The organism is Paenibacillus sp. 1182, assembly GCF_017833915.1.
Lineage (GTDB): Bacteria > Bacillota > Bacilli > Paenibacillales > Paenibacillaceae > Paenibacillus > Paenibacillus polymyxa_D.
This window is the reverse complement of the sequence record NZ_JAFICR010000001.1, coordinates 136328-152039: the sequence shown is the minus strand read 5'-3', so window position 1 is coordinate 152039 and position 15712 is coordinate 136328. Positions and strand designations below refer to the sequence as shown.

16 protein-coding genes and 1 other annotated feature are annotated in these 15712 nt (G+C 45.8%); of the genes, 3 read left to right on the top strand and 13 right to left on the bottom strand.

Annotation, left to right across the window (positions count from 1 at the left end; genetic code table 11):
• Positions 1-161: 161 nt before the first annotated feature.
• The 4 genes from ypeB to JOD82_RS00745 form a co-directional block, all read right to left on the bottom strand.
• Positions 162-1547: a germination protein YpeB gene (gene ypeB, locus JOD82_RS00760; protein ID WP_029517318.1), complete on the bottom strand. Its 1386-nt coding sequence runs from the start codon at positions 1545-1547 to the stop codon at positions 162-164.
• 264 nt (positions 1548-1811) lie between these two features.
• Positions 1812-2507 (bottom strand): glutamic-type intramembrane protease PrsW, encoded by a 696-nt coding sequence (prsW, locus tag JOD82_RS00755; RefSeq protein ID WP_165147009.1) that lies wholly within the window; start codon positions 2505-2507, stop codon positions 1812-1814.
• An 86-nt stretch (positions 2508-2593) separates the two neighbouring features.
• The gene (locus tag JOD82_RS00750; RefSeq protein WP_013310751.1) at positions 2594-3208 is read right to left on the bottom strand and encodes a genetic competence negative regulator; all 615 of its coding nucleotides are present in this window, start codon (positions 3206-3208) and stop codon (positions 2594-2596) included.
• A 197-nt stretch (positions 3209-3405) separates the two neighbouring features.
• Positions 3406-3783, bottom strand: coding sequence for a hypothetical protein (locus JOD82_RS00745; protein ID WP_029517316.1), 378 nt, complete (start codon positions 3781-3783; stop codon positions 3406-3408).
• Positions 3784-3877: 94 nt separating this feature from the next.
• Between JOD82_RS00745 and JOD82_RS00740 the strand changes: the two genes are divergently transcribed.
• Positions 3878-4801: a polysaccharide deacetylase family protein gene (locus JOD82_RS00740; protein ID WP_029517315.1), complete on the top strand. Its 924-nt coding sequence runs from the start codon at positions 3878-3880 to the stop codon at positions 4799-4801.
• 142 nt (positions 4802-4943) lie between these two features.
• Here JOD82_RS00740 and JOD82_RS00735 read toward each other — a convergent pair whose 3' ends face one another.
• Complete coding sequence (locus JOD82_RS00735) at positions 4944-5285, bottom strand: hypothetical protein (RefSeq protein WP_029517314.1); 342 nt, start codon at positions 5283-5285, stop codon at positions 4944-4946.
• The gene (locus JOD82_RS00730; RefSeq protein WP_069012705.1) at positions 5282-5869 is read right to left on the bottom strand and encodes a type II CAAX endopeptidase family protein; all 588 of its coding nucleotides are present in this window, start codon (positions 5867-5869) and stop codon (positions 5282-5284) included. Before JOD82_RS00730 ends, JOD82_RS00735 begins: the two co-directional genes overlap by 4 nt.
• Before the next feature lie 185 nt (positions 5870-6054).
• Positions 6055-6304 (top strand) — a binding site (T-box leader).
• Positions 6305-6565: 261 nt separating this feature from the next.
• On the opposite strand from JOD82_RS00730, the gene serA reads away from it, so the two are divergent.
• Entirely contained in the window at positions 6566-8158 is a 1593-nt protein-coding gene (serA, locus tag JOD82_RS00725) for a phosphoglycerate dehydrogenase (RefSeq protein ID WP_013310756.1), read from the top strand.
• 218 nt (positions 8159-8376) lie between these two features.
• Here serA and JOD82_RS00720 read toward each other — a convergent pair whose 3' ends face one another.
• The 6 genes from JOD82_RS00720 to JOD82_RS00695 all read right to left on the bottom strand — a co-directional run bounded on the left by JOD82_RS00720 (position 8377) and on the right by JOD82_RS00695 (position 14091).
• Complete coding sequence (locus tag JOD82_RS00720; RefSeq protein ID WP_069012706.1) at positions 8377-9819, bottom strand: ATP-binding protein; 1443 nt, start codon at positions 9817-9819, stop codon at positions 8377-8379.
• 1 nt (position 9820) lies between these two features.
• Complete coding sequence (locus JOD82_RS00715) at positions 9821-10537, bottom strand: response regulator transcription factor (protein WP_029517311.1); 717 nt, start codon at positions 10535-10537, stop codon at positions 9821-9823.
• Between the two features lie 109 nt (positions 10538-10646).
• Positions 10647-11405 carry a pseudouridine synthase gene (locus JOD82_RS00710; protein WP_023989197.1) on the bottom strand — a complete coding sequence of 253 codons (759 nt, stop codon included), beginning with the start codon at positions 11403-11405 and terminating at the stop codon, positions 10647-10649.
• Positions 11406-11483: 78 nt separating this feature from the next.
• Positions 11484-12014: a spore maturation protein gene (locus JOD82_RS00705; RefSeq protein ID WP_209947369.1), complete on the bottom strand. Its 531-nt coding sequence runs from the start codon at positions 12012-12014 to the stop codon at positions 11484-11486.
• Positions 12015-12021: 7 nt separating this feature from the next.
• Positions 12022-12771 (bottom strand): nucleoside recognition domain-containing protein, encoded by a 750-nt coding sequence (locus JOD82_RS00700; protein ID WP_209947367.1) that lies wholly within the window; start codon positions 12769-12771, stop codon positions 12022-12024.
• A 57-nt stretch (positions 12772-12828) separates the two neighbouring features.
• Positions 12829-14091: a D-alanyl-D-alanine carboxypeptidase family protein gene (locus tag JOD82_RS00695; protein ID WP_165147018.1), complete on the bottom strand. Its 1263-nt coding sequence runs from the start codon at positions 14089-14091 to the stop codon at positions 12829-12831.
• A 210-nt stretch (positions 14092-14301) separates the two neighbouring features.
• On the opposite strand from JOD82_RS00695, the gene JOD82_RS00690 reads away from it, so the two are divergent.
• Positions 14302-15027: a protein-glutamine gamma-glutamyltransferase gene (locus JOD82_RS00690; RefSeq protein ID WP_209947365.1), complete on the top strand. Its 726-nt coding sequence runs from the start codon at positions 14302-14304 to the stop codon at positions 15025-15027.
• A gap of 91 nt (positions 15028-15118) precedes the next feature.
• Here JOD82_RS00690 and ytfJ read toward each other — a convergent pair whose 3' ends face one another.
• The gene (ytfJ, locus tag JOD82_RS00685) at positions 15119-15610 is read right to left on the bottom strand and encodes a GerW family sporulation protein (RefSeq protein WP_029517307.1); all 492 of its coding nucleotides are present in this window, start codon (positions 15608-15610) and stop codon (positions 15119-15121) included.
• Between the last annotated feature and the right edge of the window lie 102 nt (positions 15611-15712).

Genomic DNA, 15712 nt, shown 5'->3' with positions numbered 1-15712 from the left:
TCCACCATCCTTGTCCATTAAAAGCTCTAATTAAGGTATATAATACCACGACTTTGTGCCTATATTAAGCATAATATTTGTTTAATCTATGACTAAAGCACAAAAAACCTCCTTCATGAAGGAGGTTTAGAGTGACTATTGATTCATTTTCATGTAATTAACTAGACATTACTTGCAGTAACCTGAGGTTCATCTGAATCTTTAACCTCTTCAATCGTTTCTTCCATCCCCGTATTGGCGTTAATGTATATCCGGTAAACGGAACCATTGATTTTACCACCAAATTCATAACAGAGAACTTCATTCGAAAGTTCATTTTCAATTAAGGCTTTACGGTGGTAAGTTTCACGAAACTCAGGATTCAATTTTGCTCGTGCTGCATTCAAATTCAATTTCGCTTGCGGTATGCGGCGGAGATGACTATGCTCATACACATAATCACTGGCTTGAAAACCGATCACTTGTCCGTTATCAAGGCCTGATCTGACTGCGATTTTTTCTGGATAGATAATCACATCCCCTTGTTGGCTCACAAATGTAATGTTAGCTAAATTCCCGCTTTCATCATACGCAACGGGCTTCATGTCTTTGTAACCTTTTTGTTCAAGGTATTCACTAGCATAGCGAATCGCTTCATTACGTGTTGCTTTTTTAGGACCTACTGCCCTCATGTCATGATAAGAAATAAGCTTGCCGCCTTTTTTCGTAAAATCCATACTGGCCACAGGCTGCTTCTTATTTAGCAGGGTAGCTGTATAAGATGCCCATTCCGTTCCTTTACCGTTTTCGTTCACCCTGATCTGACTTTCCGGTTTTCCTGTAAATTCAGCAGCATTTTGTTTAATTTGTTCTGCATTTACTGGCGGGAGACTCAATTTTTTCACAGAGCGTTTATCATAGATGCTGGCTACAGACGGTCCCCAATCCAGCTCTTTATAGTTTTCCACCTTTTTGTCCACGGTTTTAAAGCCATCAATAATGGTGTTGTCCTTCGGCCCAGTTTGAGAACCTGCCGCCATATCCACATCCGTCCAGCGCAAATTTTTGCTAATGACTTTCTGCTGCACTTCCTGCATGTTTTTCGAAATTTCTTTGGAATTGTTATACAACGTTTTCAGGTTCGAAATTTCTTTCTCGTTTAAGGGCTCGTGATCCAGATCACGGACAGCGGTCTGATACGAAAATGCAGATAGATGTGACAGCAAATCTTTAGCATGATTAAAAGGCATTACATTGAGGGGCAACTGATTAACCTCATTTTGAGCCTCACTTGTAATCCTCCACACGTTCATCAAACATTTGCGGTGCATCGCGTGTGAAGTATTATGGACAGCAACCGCGTTACCGAGTTGAGAATGCAGCTGATCCATATGAAACGACAAATCGTGAAACGCACGCTGGTATTGATTTTCCGCTTTTATCGACATGCTATTTGCCTGAAGAGACACCTCTTTTCTCATCTGGCTTTGCTGATAACCCCACACAAATGCTCCTATCATCATCAGGGTAACCACCGGGAACAATACGGAACTAAGTCGCTTATACATATTGGGAGTCTCCTTTCTTCAAGTACACTACCGATAGTGTGACAAGAAGAAAGCTCTCTTATGCATGGTTTTCCATGACTTCAACAATAAACTCACAGTTATCGCAAATACAGCGTTTAAAGCCGGTCTGAATCTGTCCTTGCTCTATGCGTCCTCTCAGCACAAAGCGTTCTCCGCATCTTTTACAATGAATTCTAACTTTTATACGCAAAAAAAGACACCTCTTTCTCTAACAGGTTTGTCAGATCAGTGTGTCCCATTTTGTTACATGTTAACCTTTTCTTCCCGTTTTAACAAACGAAAAGGAGAACGGTTATTAGCCCGACTGATCTTCGCCATTCCTCCATACCATAGAAAGGCCATAAGTGGAATGATAAACCAGATCCAGTCATGCGAAAATTTCGTTAAAATCAAATCGTATACTCCGTGCCAGAACCATGGAAGCACCAATGACAGCAGCAACATGTATTTGCTCCTCAAGCCTTCTGAAAACTTGGCCTTCCCCATGTAGTAGCCCATCATTACGCCAAACATCGCATGACCGGATACCGGTAGCAATGATCTCATCAGCATCATGCTAACCGAAGCATGGCCCGCCCAGGCATATAACAGATTTTCAACCGTTGCAAATCCGAGTGAGACTGCGGCCGCATACAAAATACCATCATAAGGCTCGTCGAACTCGGTATGATTATAGATGATGTGATACAACAGAAACCATTTAAAAAACTCTTCCACTCCGGCTGAAATGCCGAACGCCTGGATTAACGTGTGATCCCCTAGCCAAAGCAGCAGCCCTCGTTGAAAAATCATGACAGGAAGAACCACCAAAAAGCCGAGCAAAAACACTTTAATAACCATGTGCAGTGGCTCCGAATCATACCTGTCCTTCAAGTAAAAATACATCAATAAGGCGAGACCCGGCGCTGTGGCTGCCGCTATAACTGAAAACAGAAGCACCGATCATCCCTCCATAAAAATGAGTCGGCTCTGCTTTCAGCGCAGAGCCGACAAATTCACTTCGATATCACTTTTGATAAAACGAATCAAGAACGGCTGTCAAAATGAGTGCAGATGACAGCAACTGCCTGTTCAGGAATGACCAGTTTGCCGTACTCTTCCAACATAGCTGGTGTAACGGATGAGCCTTCTCCAAATTCAGCAAGAACCGCGATTAAAGCGGCAAGCTTGGACTCCTCTACTTCTTCTGGTTCCAAATGCAGAATCCATTTTCCTCTATAATGATACAGCTTACCTGCTTCCGTAGTGTTGCTACGAAGCATATGAGCCGCTTCTATGAGTACTTCGAAATCGCTAAACGCATAAACGATGGAATCACTATGCTCCAACGTGACTTCCATTTCGTAGACTTCCTCTGGAAGCTCCTCATCGGGACCCGAACCATACTGTTGATGGTCGTATTTACCCCGAGTGACGATAACAACCATTCCTTGAGCAGGAAGCGCAAAGACTTCGACAGCTAACGGTCCCGTGGCGTCGAAGCCCAGCTCACTGTATGCCTGATCCATCATTTCGGTAAACAGCTCATGAACTCTAGGAATTTCTTGCCACATATCGTCTTTTTGAATACCGCGTTCGCTCAAATCGTCAAAGGTAAGGAAAATCCGTATCTTGTCCTGACTTAATCTTTCTATTTTCATACTGGACCCTCCTCCTGGCAGCCGAGTGTTATTAACAGATTATGATGCAATTATGATGCCTGTGATGAAAATGGTTCTATGTAATCATGTTATCATTTTATAATCGTAAATGCACGCAATAAAAAGATAAAAAAAAGAATCATTTGAACGGCTTTTACAAAAAAGCCGCAAAATGATTCGGAATAAAGGTTTCTGGGTTACAATCCCGGTACGGCTGTATGAGTTTCTTTCAAAATTTGCTCGACCTCACGTTTAACATCGGGACTTGTGCTGATGAAGTCTTTAATCAACTTCATATTCTCTTCTTTGTTCTTGGCAGTATGGGCGTTATAAGCGGTTTTATCTGTTTGTGAATGATGGTCTTGATCCTTATGGGTGTCTTCTTTATTGAGCGTAATCTCGCCCATCCCGGGGAATGCCGCGTCCATCATTTTAGTGCGGGCTTGCTGCACTAAATTGCCGCCTTTTTTTCCACCTATGTCCATAGATAAGCCCAACATGTTGCGGTTACGGGAGATCATAGAGCTTGCGACAGCGCCCAAAACGATTCCCAGGAAAAATGAAGATGTTTTCACAATTAGAACCTCCCTTTGTGGTAGAATCAAGCATAGTGTTCGTCAGTAGTGACAAACTCATACGGTATAAAATACAGGAAGGTGAGATGAAATAATGGGTACAAAAACAGCAGCCATTTTGTTCACCGCATGTCTGCTGCTTAGTGCTTGCACTGCAACCAAGCCTGAATCTGCGGCAACAAGCAACCAGCAGGATTCGGTAGCGTCTGACTCAAGTAACAGCGCCAAAGATCAGAGCAACGTCTCTTCCCCAAAAAACAGCAGTAAGCAAGCAGGCAGTGATGAACATAACTCAGCGGATAAAACCAATGCACAAAATGATAAAACCAGCGAAAGCAACGAAACAGGAGCTGCGACATCTGCAACTATCAATAACAAAATGTATCACTTGGACAAAGCTTACAATGTAATCCCTGACCAACAAGGTACCGAAAAAAAAGTCGTGTTATTGACCTTTGATGATGGTCCTAAGGAAGCAGCCATGATTAACAAAATCATAGATGTACTGGACAAACACAAAGCGAAAGCAATTTTCTTCGTAAACGGTTACCGTGTAAAAAAGCATCCTGAGTTGCTTAAGCTTATCCATGACCGTGGACAGCCCATCGGCAACCATAGCTGGGATCACATCGTGCTGAAGAATAAATCTGAGCCCGAGGTCAAAAAACAGATTGAAACGGTACAAAAAGCTGTTAAGGACATTACAGGCCAAGCCCCCGTCTTCTTCCGCCCCCCTCATGGTGCAGGCGGGGACGTAGGTCGCAAGGTCGCTAAGGAAAACGGTCTCCTATACATGACATGGTCCGTCGGTTCTCTGGACTGGACAATGAAAAAGAATCAGCCTAATAAAACGGAGGCACTTCTCAAAAATGTAACAGAACAACTTCATCCAGGCAGCAATATCTTGATGCACGAACTGCCATGGACAGCTGAGGCGCTGGACAGTCTATTGACGCGCCTTGAGCAAAAGGGTTACCAATTTGTCGATCCGCAAGGGATTGAGGTTCCTGCTAGCTAGTAGACACTTGCGTATACTCCGGATTAACTATAGATGATGCAATAAAGGCCTCCATTCTCCGTTATTCATGTGGAGATGGAGGCTTTTTCGCCGTATCATTACGCGCCTTGACCTAAGCACAGACGTCCATAATAACTTTATATTACCAAAGCATTTCACTGATGGGTGGTGCACCCTTGACGCCCCACCACAGTAATGCTGCAGTAATCAGCACAAAAAGAGTGCTCAAAAAATTTAAAAACCACTTGCTTACCCGAATACGGCGGGACGGAAACATTTCTGCCCGCGTTCGGTACTCACTGGCAGGAGTGTCACCCTCCATCGTCACAGCAACTTCTGGTGCAGCGGCAACGTGAGCCAATTCTGGCACGGGCCGTGAAGCACGGGAGCGAACTGGTTTAGATTTTGACCTGTCCTCTTCCTTGCCTTTGCGACCATTTCGACGGCTACCATAGGTCTGCACTCTGCTAAGTTCCTGATTCATTCTTCATACCTCCGAAAACGTAACGCTAAACCAGATATAAGGTCAATCACAAAATGACAAATGATCGGTGCCCACAGACTACCGGTCTGCACATATATGTAGCCCAATCCATAACTGCTAAGAAAAACCCAGCCAGTGGGAATCCAATGCCGTAAATATCGGATATGAATCACCGCAAATAAAATGCTTGTCCAATAAGGACCAAAGCTGTACTGAATCGCACCTCTGAACAAGAGTTCCTCACAGATAGAAACGATAGCTGCTATACAAATAATATGCCAAACCGGACGATTTTGAAATAGCATTTGGTTAATACCACCGTCATCCATAGCATCCTCAGGCATAATCCGGGATAGCAACAGATCCACAAGTAACATAGCGGCGGCCAATCCCAATCCCCACCATAAGACGTGCAGAGTGTTCGGCAATGCAAATAGTTCTAACAAATTTCTTTTCTGAAAAAATATCCAGATTGCGCCAATCAGCAGGGTCAGCCCCTGAGTTAGATACAAATTGTAAAGCAGCAAGCGGTCGTTCAATTCATGAATTTGCGCTCTTTTCCATTTCACTTTAAGCTTTTTCATAGTTAGTTAGTCCTCTGCATAGTCTTCTTTAGCATCATAGCCAAAAAGTCGGGCGGATTCAAGAAGACTTAAATCTTAATTTTCCGCATTCTGTAGCTATATATCTAGCCTGCTATCCTCACATGTCGCATGTCCTATTGACATGCCCATGTAAGCCATGATACATTATGAAAAAATTATTAGCGACAACAACAATGATGGAGAAAAGGTATTGATTTCGTCCTCAGAGAACCGGTGCTTGGGTGGAAGCCGGTGACGAAGTAACTACTTTCAGCGCTCCTGAGTTATTGCACCGAGGTCTGGGGAATATTTCCCGGCATTAGATGCAATCGGCAGAAAACCGTTATCCTTTCGGTCATTTTATGACCGCTGAAGGCAGTCCATTGCGAAATGGCTGCGAATTAGGGTGGTACCACGATAACTCTCGTCCCTTACTATGGAGATAGTATGTGATTCGGGGGTTTTTTTGATGCCCGAAAACCGCAAAGCGTCTCCGCATAAGACTTTTGGTCGTTAGTTTGGTGCATAATGCTATTCCATCCCTTTTCTGCGTCAATGCGTTATCACACTAGTATTTCACACCGCTCTCCTGTACTTTTAGAAGCATTTCAAGTTTTTTCATGTTCTTTATGGAATGTATTTCAGTTTGAAGTGCATCCTGTCCATAAAAGAAGTTAACTTTGAGGAGGAAACCAAATGTTTAAAGTGTTAGTATCCGATCCAATCAGTGACCTGGGCATCCAGCAACTGATGGATGCAGACGATGTCACGGTGGACAAGAACACAGGTCTCAGCGAGGATGAATTGGTTCAAATTATTGGTGACTATGACGCATTACTCGTTCGAAGCCAAACTCGGGTAACCGAACGCATCATGACGGCAGGTAAGAACCTCAAGGTTGTAGGGCGAGCTGGGGTCGGAGTGGATAACATCGACCTCGAAGCAGCAACACAACGCGGGATTATCGTTATTAACGCTCCTGACGGCAACACGATTACGACATGTGAGCACACTTTTGCGATGATGATGGCTCTAGCACGTCATATTCCACAGGCATATGCCAAAACCATTGGCGGTACATGGGATCGTAAAACATTCCTCGGTGTCGAACTGCGTAACAAAACACTTGGAGTCCTCGGCATGGGACGTATCGGCAGTGAGGTGGCTAAACGTGCCAAAGCATTTGGCATGAGTATCCTCGGCTATGATCCATTTCTAACGGAAGAACGCGCTGAGAAGCTGGGCATTAAGCTTGCGAGCGTGGATGAAATTATCCGCAACGCAGATTTTATGACCGTACACACACCATTAACACCGGAAACGAAACATATGATTGCTCGTCCACAGTTTGAAGTGATGAAAAAAGGAATGCGCATTATCAACTGTGCCCGGGGCGGAGTTATCGATGAAATGGCTCTTGTTGAAGCCATTGATGAAGGTATCGTTGCCGGTGCAGCTTTTGACGTATTTGAGTCAGAGCCGCCAGCACAGGACCACCCATTCCTGAGCCACCCGAAAATTATCGTTACACCACATCTGGGTGCCTCGACTGTCGAAGCTCAGGAGAATGTAGCTATCGACGTGTCCGAGCAAGTGCTGCATATTTTGCGTGATGAGCCTTTTAAAAATGCGGTCAACATGCCTCCAGTACCATCCAACGTCATGACGCAATTGCAGCCATATTTCTCGCTTGGAGAGAAGCTGGGCAGCTTTGCCGCTCAGATCACGAATCAGGCTGTACGTGAAATTCAGGTAGATTACGCTGGCGATTTGTCCTCTGTGGATACACAGCCGCTGACACGGTATATTTTGAAAGGCGTACTTAGCCGTCATCTGGGCAGCGATGTGAACATTGTAAACTCTGTACATCTGGCCAAAACACGTGACATCCATCTTGTCGTATCTCAGGCGCCCGCCACCAAGGGTTTTACCAACCTGATTACCGTTACACTCAAAACGCAGAGCGGCGAAGAGCAACGTGTATCTGGCACCCTGCTGGCAGGCTATGGCGAACGTATTGTTAGGTTGAACCAGTTCCCAGTAGACGTGGCACCGGAAGCTCATTTCCTGCTCATCTCGCACAATGATAAACCAGGCATTATCGGTCGTGTCGGCACCTTGCTTGGGGAGAACGGCGTCAATATCGCTTCTATGCAAGTAGGGCGTAAAATTGTCGGCGGAGAAGCTATCATGATCCTGACCGTCGATAAAGCCGTGCCGAAAGACGTACTGATTCAACTCGTTGGTTTGCCAGAACTAAATACTGCCCAAGAAGTAGTGCTAGATTAGTTCCAGACCCTATTGAGAGGTCCATGGTTTTATAATAAAGAGAGGCGCCTGGCTACCCAGGCGTCTTTTTCTTATACCGAGTTATCTATCATGTGAGTAATCATTTTGAAACAGGATGTTCCACGTTGAACAAGATAAATGTTGATTTTTCAACAAAAAGCACCCTCTTCCGAGGATGCCTGCAAACCGGGGGATATCAGATTGGGCTTATAAGCCTGTTACAGACCCAGCTTAGTTTTGCTGGAGATAGGCAGCAAAATAGTAAATTCCGTCCCTTCCCCCAATACGCTGGCAGCAGAGACAGAGCCTCCGTGAGCCTCTACAATATTCTTGACAATAGCAAGCCCCAAGCCAGTCCCTTTATCCTCACCACGTACTCTGGCTTTATCTGCCTTGTAAAAGCGGTCGAAAATATAAGGTAGATCCTCGCTGGCAATGCCTACACCTTCATCCTTAATCCGAATACGGATTAACTCATGCCGTTCTCCCAAAATTCGATCCGCCGCAATAGTAACCTTTTTCCCACCGGGTGTGTGTCTAAATGCATTATCCAGCAAATTGGTCAATACCTGTTCCAACCGGTCTTCATCTGCCTCAGGCAGCAACAAACGCTGGCCATGCTCATGGTAATCGAGTGTCAGTCCCTGTTCCTTTGATCGTACCGTAAATTTACGGTGAACACGCTCGATCAACTCGTTCACATCCAATTCCTGTCGGTGCATGTCTGTATGACCAGCCTCCATTCGGGCCAGATCAAGCAGATCCTTGACTAACCTTCCCATGCGTAATGACTCATCATGGATGACCTGCACCAGTTCCTCGGATTCTTCTGGTGAACCCGCCATACCATCCAGCAACGCCTCACTGTAGCCCTGCATCATAGATAAAGGTGTACGGATTTCATGAGATACGTTGGCCACAAAATCGCTCCGCATCTTCTCTAGCTTCACTTCTTCCGTAATATCTCTAAGCACAGCTACTGCACCGCGGATTGCATTATCCGTATACAGAGGCGCCATCTGCACCGACCAGGAGCCCTTCTTGACATGGATATAGTCTCCGACATCCTCTCCCCTGTCCATAACGGTATGGAACAGAGACTGCAAAGGCTCAGGTACAGAAGCTCCAAACTCCTCCAGATCACGTTCCTGCCACTCCAGCTTTTCCCAGATATTCAGCAAACTTTGTGCCGGCGGATTCGTCAAGATGATTTGTCCGCTTCTGTCGAAGGTGATTACTGCATCAGACATGCTTCGCAGTACGCTGGATAAATGGTTTTTCTCCTCATTCAGACTGCGGATCGTTGCTTCCAGTTCCGTAGACATATGATTAAAAGTTTTCGCCAGTTCTCCAATTTCATCACTGGTCACCAGCGAAAGCCGAGTATCATACCTTCCTTCACGAATGGCATTCGCCGCCTGAATCAACAGCTGCATAGGCTGTGTGATTTTAGTAAAAAGAAATAGGGCAAAAAAGGTCGTCAATAAAAATCCGACTATACATGTATAGGTGAACAAATGCTTGATTTCCGTCGATTCATACGCCGCAAAATTTCTGTTGATGTACGGCAATAAAAAAAGCCCTAGAAAAATAAGCACAGAGCCTACAAGGCAAATGATGGTGATCCACAGCTTGCCTACCAGCGATCTCCAGAAGTTCACGTTATTTTGGAACCTCCAGCTTATAACCTACGCCCCACACGGTCGTAATCATAGCGGCTGCCTCTGGCGATACCTTATTCAGCTTTTCACGAAGCCGTTTCACATGCGTATCCACAGTGCGCAGGTCACCAAAAAATTCGTAATTCCAAACGTCTTTCAGCAGTTCTTCGCGTGAGAAGACTTTATCTGGTGACACCGCCAAATAATGCAACAGCTCGTACTCTTTAGGCGTGAGACTGATTTCAATCCCACCCGCAGTTACCCGGTGCGCATCATGCTCAATGATAAGATTCGGAAAAACAATACTATTGCTGGGTACCGCCTCTTTCGTTAAAAAGGCAGTTTCCGACGAACGGCGTAAAATCGCCTTCACCCGGTAAATGACTTCTCGCGGGCTAAAGGGCTTAACCACATAATCATCAGCTCCGACTTCAAAGCCTTGTACACGGTTCACTTCCTCGCCTTTGGCAGTCAGCATAATCACAGGTGTAGCTTTGGTCTGACGCAGCCGTGTACACACCTCAATCCCATCCATCCCTGGAAGCATCACATCGAGCAAAATAATGCTGTAATCGCTTGCAGTCGCTTTTTGGAGGGCAATCTCGCCATCCTCAGCTTCGTCAATTGCATATCCTTCTTTTTCCAGATACATCCGCAGAAGGCGTCGAATGCGTTCTTCATCATCTACAATTAATATGCGGTTGCTTTGTTCTGACATATTCCCAGCCCCTTCGCTAAAAAAAGCATTCTCTCTATTTTACTATTTTCCCGTGCTTGGTCAAACTTTACTCTCATCCAACAGTCTCTTTACACCAAAAAGGCCGGGGTTATGACCCCCGTCCTGTCCGTTTCTTTTTCGTGTTGTCTGATTTGGCAAGTTGAATGAGACGGTTGATTTCGTCCTTGGTTAGGGGTCTGGTCAGACCGCGCTTCAAGTTTTGTAGCAAAAGATCTCCGAAGGCTATCCGCTTGAGTCTGATGACTGGGTGTGAAATGGCCTCAAACATCCGTCTTACTTGGCGATTTCTGCCTTCATAAATGGTAATCTGGATCACAGACTCCTTACCATTCGGATCTACATCTTTATATTCTACCTCGGCTGGTGCAGTAATGCCATCTTCCAGCACGATTCCCTTTTTCAGCTTGTCCAGCTCAGTACCATGTGGAACGCCTTTGACTGTTGCCACATATGTCTTGGGCACATGATGCTTGGGATGGGTGAGCAGATTGGCGAACTCGCCATCATTGGTGAGCAACAGCAGTCCTTCGGTGTCGTAATCGAGACGTCCCACCGGATATACGCGTTCCTTAACGCCTTTCAGATAGTCTGACACGATTTTACGGCCTTCCGGATCGGAAGCGCTCGTAATGACCCCTTTAGGTTTGTTCATCATCAAATAGATTTTTTTCTCGGTTTTGATCGGGCGTCCCTTTACCGTAATCATATCTTGATCAGGGTCTGCCTTCGTTCCCAGTTCAGTTACGACAACCCCGTTCACTTCCACGCTACCCGCCTGAATAAGCTCCTCACATTTACGTCTGGAAGCTACACCAGCTTGGGCCAATATTTTCTGCAATCTTTCCATGTTCGCTAATTCACCTCATGCTAATGATACCCATCCATGAGCAAAATCACAACCCCCGTTCAAAAAACGATGCAGAAATTAAAATACAAGCAGGCAAATCGCAATGGCTGCCACAAAACCAACCACATCTGAAAATAGTCCTACCTTCAAAGCATACCGTCCATTGCGGATACCTACCGCACCAAAATATACAGTTAGCACATATAGCGTCGTGTCTGTGCTGCCCTGAATCGTTGAAGCGATCCGACCGATCATGGAATCCGGGCCATAGGTGCGAATTAGATCCGTCGTAAACGCAAGTGAGCCAGTGCCCGTCAATGGACGAAGCAAACCTAAAGGCAATATCTCGCCCGGTACACCCCAGTGTTTAATCCAAGGGGTAACCCAAGAGATCAAATAGTCCAAGGCGCCGGATGCTCGAAAAATGCTAATTGCCACCATCATGCCTACGAGATGAGGAATAATGCTGATGGCGGTAGAAAATCCGTCTTTGGCTCCATCCACAAAAGAATCGTAGACAGGGACCCTTTTAGCATATGCATATAAAGGAATAAAAGCGAGAATAACCGGAATGGCCCAAGTCGATACGAGGTTTATAAAATTAAGCATGCCTCCCTCATCCTTTCCAAGTGGTGTCCCTGCCCTTGGCAGCCGTGATTCCCGTTCGCGGAACGGCAGGTAAAGATGCGGGCAACGTCGTTGAAGAGGCAGTAGATGTTGATGTTGGTGCTGGTGGGGCGAGTGGCGCCAAGGATGACTGGGACGGCGGAATCGCTGGAGGACGGCGGCGCAATTCTCGACTACGGTACCAACGATCCGCCGCAATTGCAGCAAAGGTGGCTATTGCGGTCGCTACCAGTGTCGTACCGACGATTTCTGCCGGATGTGCGGAATGAAAATTTAGCCGTATCGCGATCAACGTCGTAGGAATAAGCGTAATACTGGCTGTATTCAGGGCGAGTAGCGTACACATGGCTGGTGTGGCGGTTTGCTTATCTGGATTGAGCGTCTGCAGCTCTTGCATCGCCTTGATTCCCATCGGTGTGGCTGCATTCCCCAGGCCCAGCAGATTGGCGCTCATATTGGACAAAATGTAACCCATAGCGGGATGATTACGCGGAACATCAGGGAAGAGAAAGGCAACCAAAGGAGAAAGAAGCTTGGATATTTTCTGTAAGAGCCCGCCATCTTCAGCCAGCCGCATCATGCCCATCCAGAACACCAGCACACTTATCAGTCCAAAGCACACTGTAACCCCCGTAGTTGCCCCGTCAAAAGCCGCTTTCGTCACCACCTCAATATTTCCCTGCGCGGCAGCAAATACAAATCCAATACAAATCAAAGCCACCCATATGAGATGAATCATGGCTGATTCCTCCTTTTCCCAATGATGTGACACGTACAGCTCTATTTCCTGGTTGCCCTATGCTCCAAACAAATTTTTAAGGATTTCGTTCCATCTGCTCGTCCAACCTCGTTGCTGAGTATTGTTCGCAGGTTCTTGTGCAGTTGGAGTCTCCTTCTGTGGCTGTACGGTATTTTGAGCAGGCAGCTTACTACCTTTTGCATACACAGGAACAGAACCGATAAGTTTACCTTCCAAAAGGAATTCAACCCGTCCTCGTAAGCCAAAAGATACGTCCGCTCTATCGGCAGAAGCGGAATTTTTATACAACACCAGTCTTTTGTGCAACTGGGTTTTCTCGCCATCATGTAAAGGATAGGCAAAGCTTGTACCTGTTAATAGTGGGTAACCATCGATAGGTTGCTGCTTGTCCGTAATCGGAATGAGCGGATAATATCGGAATCCGTAATCAAGCATACGGGCATGATCGTTCCAATCGTCCCCGTCATTCAAGGTAACAGCAGCGAGCTGGCGACCGTCCCGTGTAGCCGAACTGACCAGACAGCGAAACGCTTTTTTGGTAAAGCCTGTTTTCACCCCGTCAGCTCCGTCATACAGCCGCAGCATTTTGTTTTTATTGTGCCATGAGTAGTCCCAAGAGTCGTTGGGATTCGGTGCTTTTTTCAATTCTGTTTTTACGATACGTGCAAAAGTTGGATTATGCAGCGCATAAGCAGTAAGCCGGGCCATATCATTGGCTGAGGAATAATGTCCCTCGGCATCCAGCCCGTGCGGATTAGCAAAATGTGTATGGCTTAGCCCAAGCTGAACCGCCTTGTCGTTCATCAAATGAACAAATCCCTCTTCTGTCCCCCCCACATGCTCAGCAATGGCAGAAGCGGCATCATTACCAGAACGGAGCATTAAGCCGTACAGCATATTTTCCAATGACATTTGTTCACCCATTTGCAGAAAAAGCGAGGACCCTTCTTTGGCATACGCGGTTGGGCTCACCTTTACCCGGTCCTGCAAGCGTCCATGTTCAATAGCCACGATCGCTGTCATAATTTTGGTCAGGCTGGCAATACGTAGCTCCCGGTCACCTTCGGTAGAATAAATGATTCTTCCTGATGTGACATCAATTAAAGAAGCAGCCTGTGCATGGGTTCCTAATGCGGGCGGCGCTACTTCTGTTTTTATCGCTCCCCGAACGGACTGCGGACTTAGCAACGTAAGCGGCAATGATAAAATAAGCAGTAGTACCAGCGGCAAAACAAATGCGCGTGCCTTATTCAAGAAATGGCTGTGGTCCGCGTGAATGTGTTGCTTTTTTTTAAACATTTGGATTCCTCCGGTTTTGAGCAAGTCTTGTACCATTCTATGTCCAAGCTGTTCAAAGTATGTCCACCTTTATAACAGAAAATTCCTTTTACAGGACTAGCCATTAGCTGCTCCTTTTTCGCTTTCTTTCTACACAAACCAAGCAACATGCCCTCCTGAGCACATATATATTAGTTACTAAACGTTAAATATGGATCGAGGGGTTATAACATGCAGCGACTACAGTTTGAAATGATTTTAAGATCGCGGATTGTAGAGTCCGCAGAAGCATTGCATCGAAGCGGTGTATCCTTTGCCACTTTTGCTACCGCACGTTGCAACCCGCATTTTTGGGATTTAACGGAAAAAGGTGGCTTTCAGATCAAAGCAGGTGTCACACCGGCACAGGGGATCAGAGATATCTTTTTAAACGGACATCAATACGCTTTTGAATGTGCAACAGCTATGGTTATTGTGCTGTACAAAGGAGTGCTGGATTCCATTCTGGAAAGTGAGTTTAATCGGATTTTTGCAGATATGCTGCTGTATGACTGGCACTATGACAGCGACCTCAGGCTCATACAGCAGGAAGGAAGTCATAAAGCGACTCCTGGCGATATTCTGTATTTCAACAATCCTGATGTGTCGCCTGAAACATTAGAATGGAAAGGAGAAAATGTCGTTAAGCTGAAGGAAGACTTGTTTTATGGACATGGGATTGGCATCTTGCCGGCGAAGGGTATTATCGATTCCCTGAATCAACATCGTCGACCGGAAGCCACGGTATCTGCTTATTTGACGGATGAAGTGATCTATCCGGACTTCATCTACCTATCGCAGTTTGCTGCCGAAGGAAATCGAAAAAATGAAATCTCCTCGCTGCATACTTTGTATCAACTGGAATACTGTCACCAAATACATGCTGTCATTGGGGGAAGGCAGTTTATTCGGGGATAGGCCCAAGTACAAGCAGAAAAGAAGGTATTCCTTAGCCTATACTCGGCTTTGGGATACCTTCCTGAGAGAATGCTTTTAATTTCAATAACTTTTACAAGTAAGCCGGGCCAGAATTACTGTGATCCGTAGCAACATCTACAGGTACCTGTGGGGGGGGAGTCTGCAAGTCGCCGCCTGAATTCCGGAAGATAGACTGAACCTTATCAATCAGGTATGGCGTGGAGTCAATCAGCTTCTCAATCAGATGCGTTTGATTGTCCAATGGAACGATTTGTGCCCCCTGTTTGCCAACAACCAGAAAAGCAATGGGATGAATAGATACACCACCACCGCTACCGCCTCCAAAAGGATGCCCTTCCTTCCCGCTATGATTACCCGACGCCGAAGAAGTATGAAGTGCCTCTTCGTCTACGTTAAAATCACTTCCCCCGGCAGCGAAACCAAATCCCACCTTACTGATTGGCAAAATAACAGAACCATCGGGTGTTTCCACTGCGTCTCCTACAATCGTATTCACGTCTACCATGGCTTTGATGTTTTCCATTGCGGTTTGCATGAGCCCTTGAATCGGGTGATCTGACATGATTTATTCCTCCTCTGCTTATCTCAAGCGTAGACTGCCTTTTCTTTCGCTATTGTGCGCAGGGGTTCAAGGAAATATGTATGTCATTCGATAGTTCAGAAA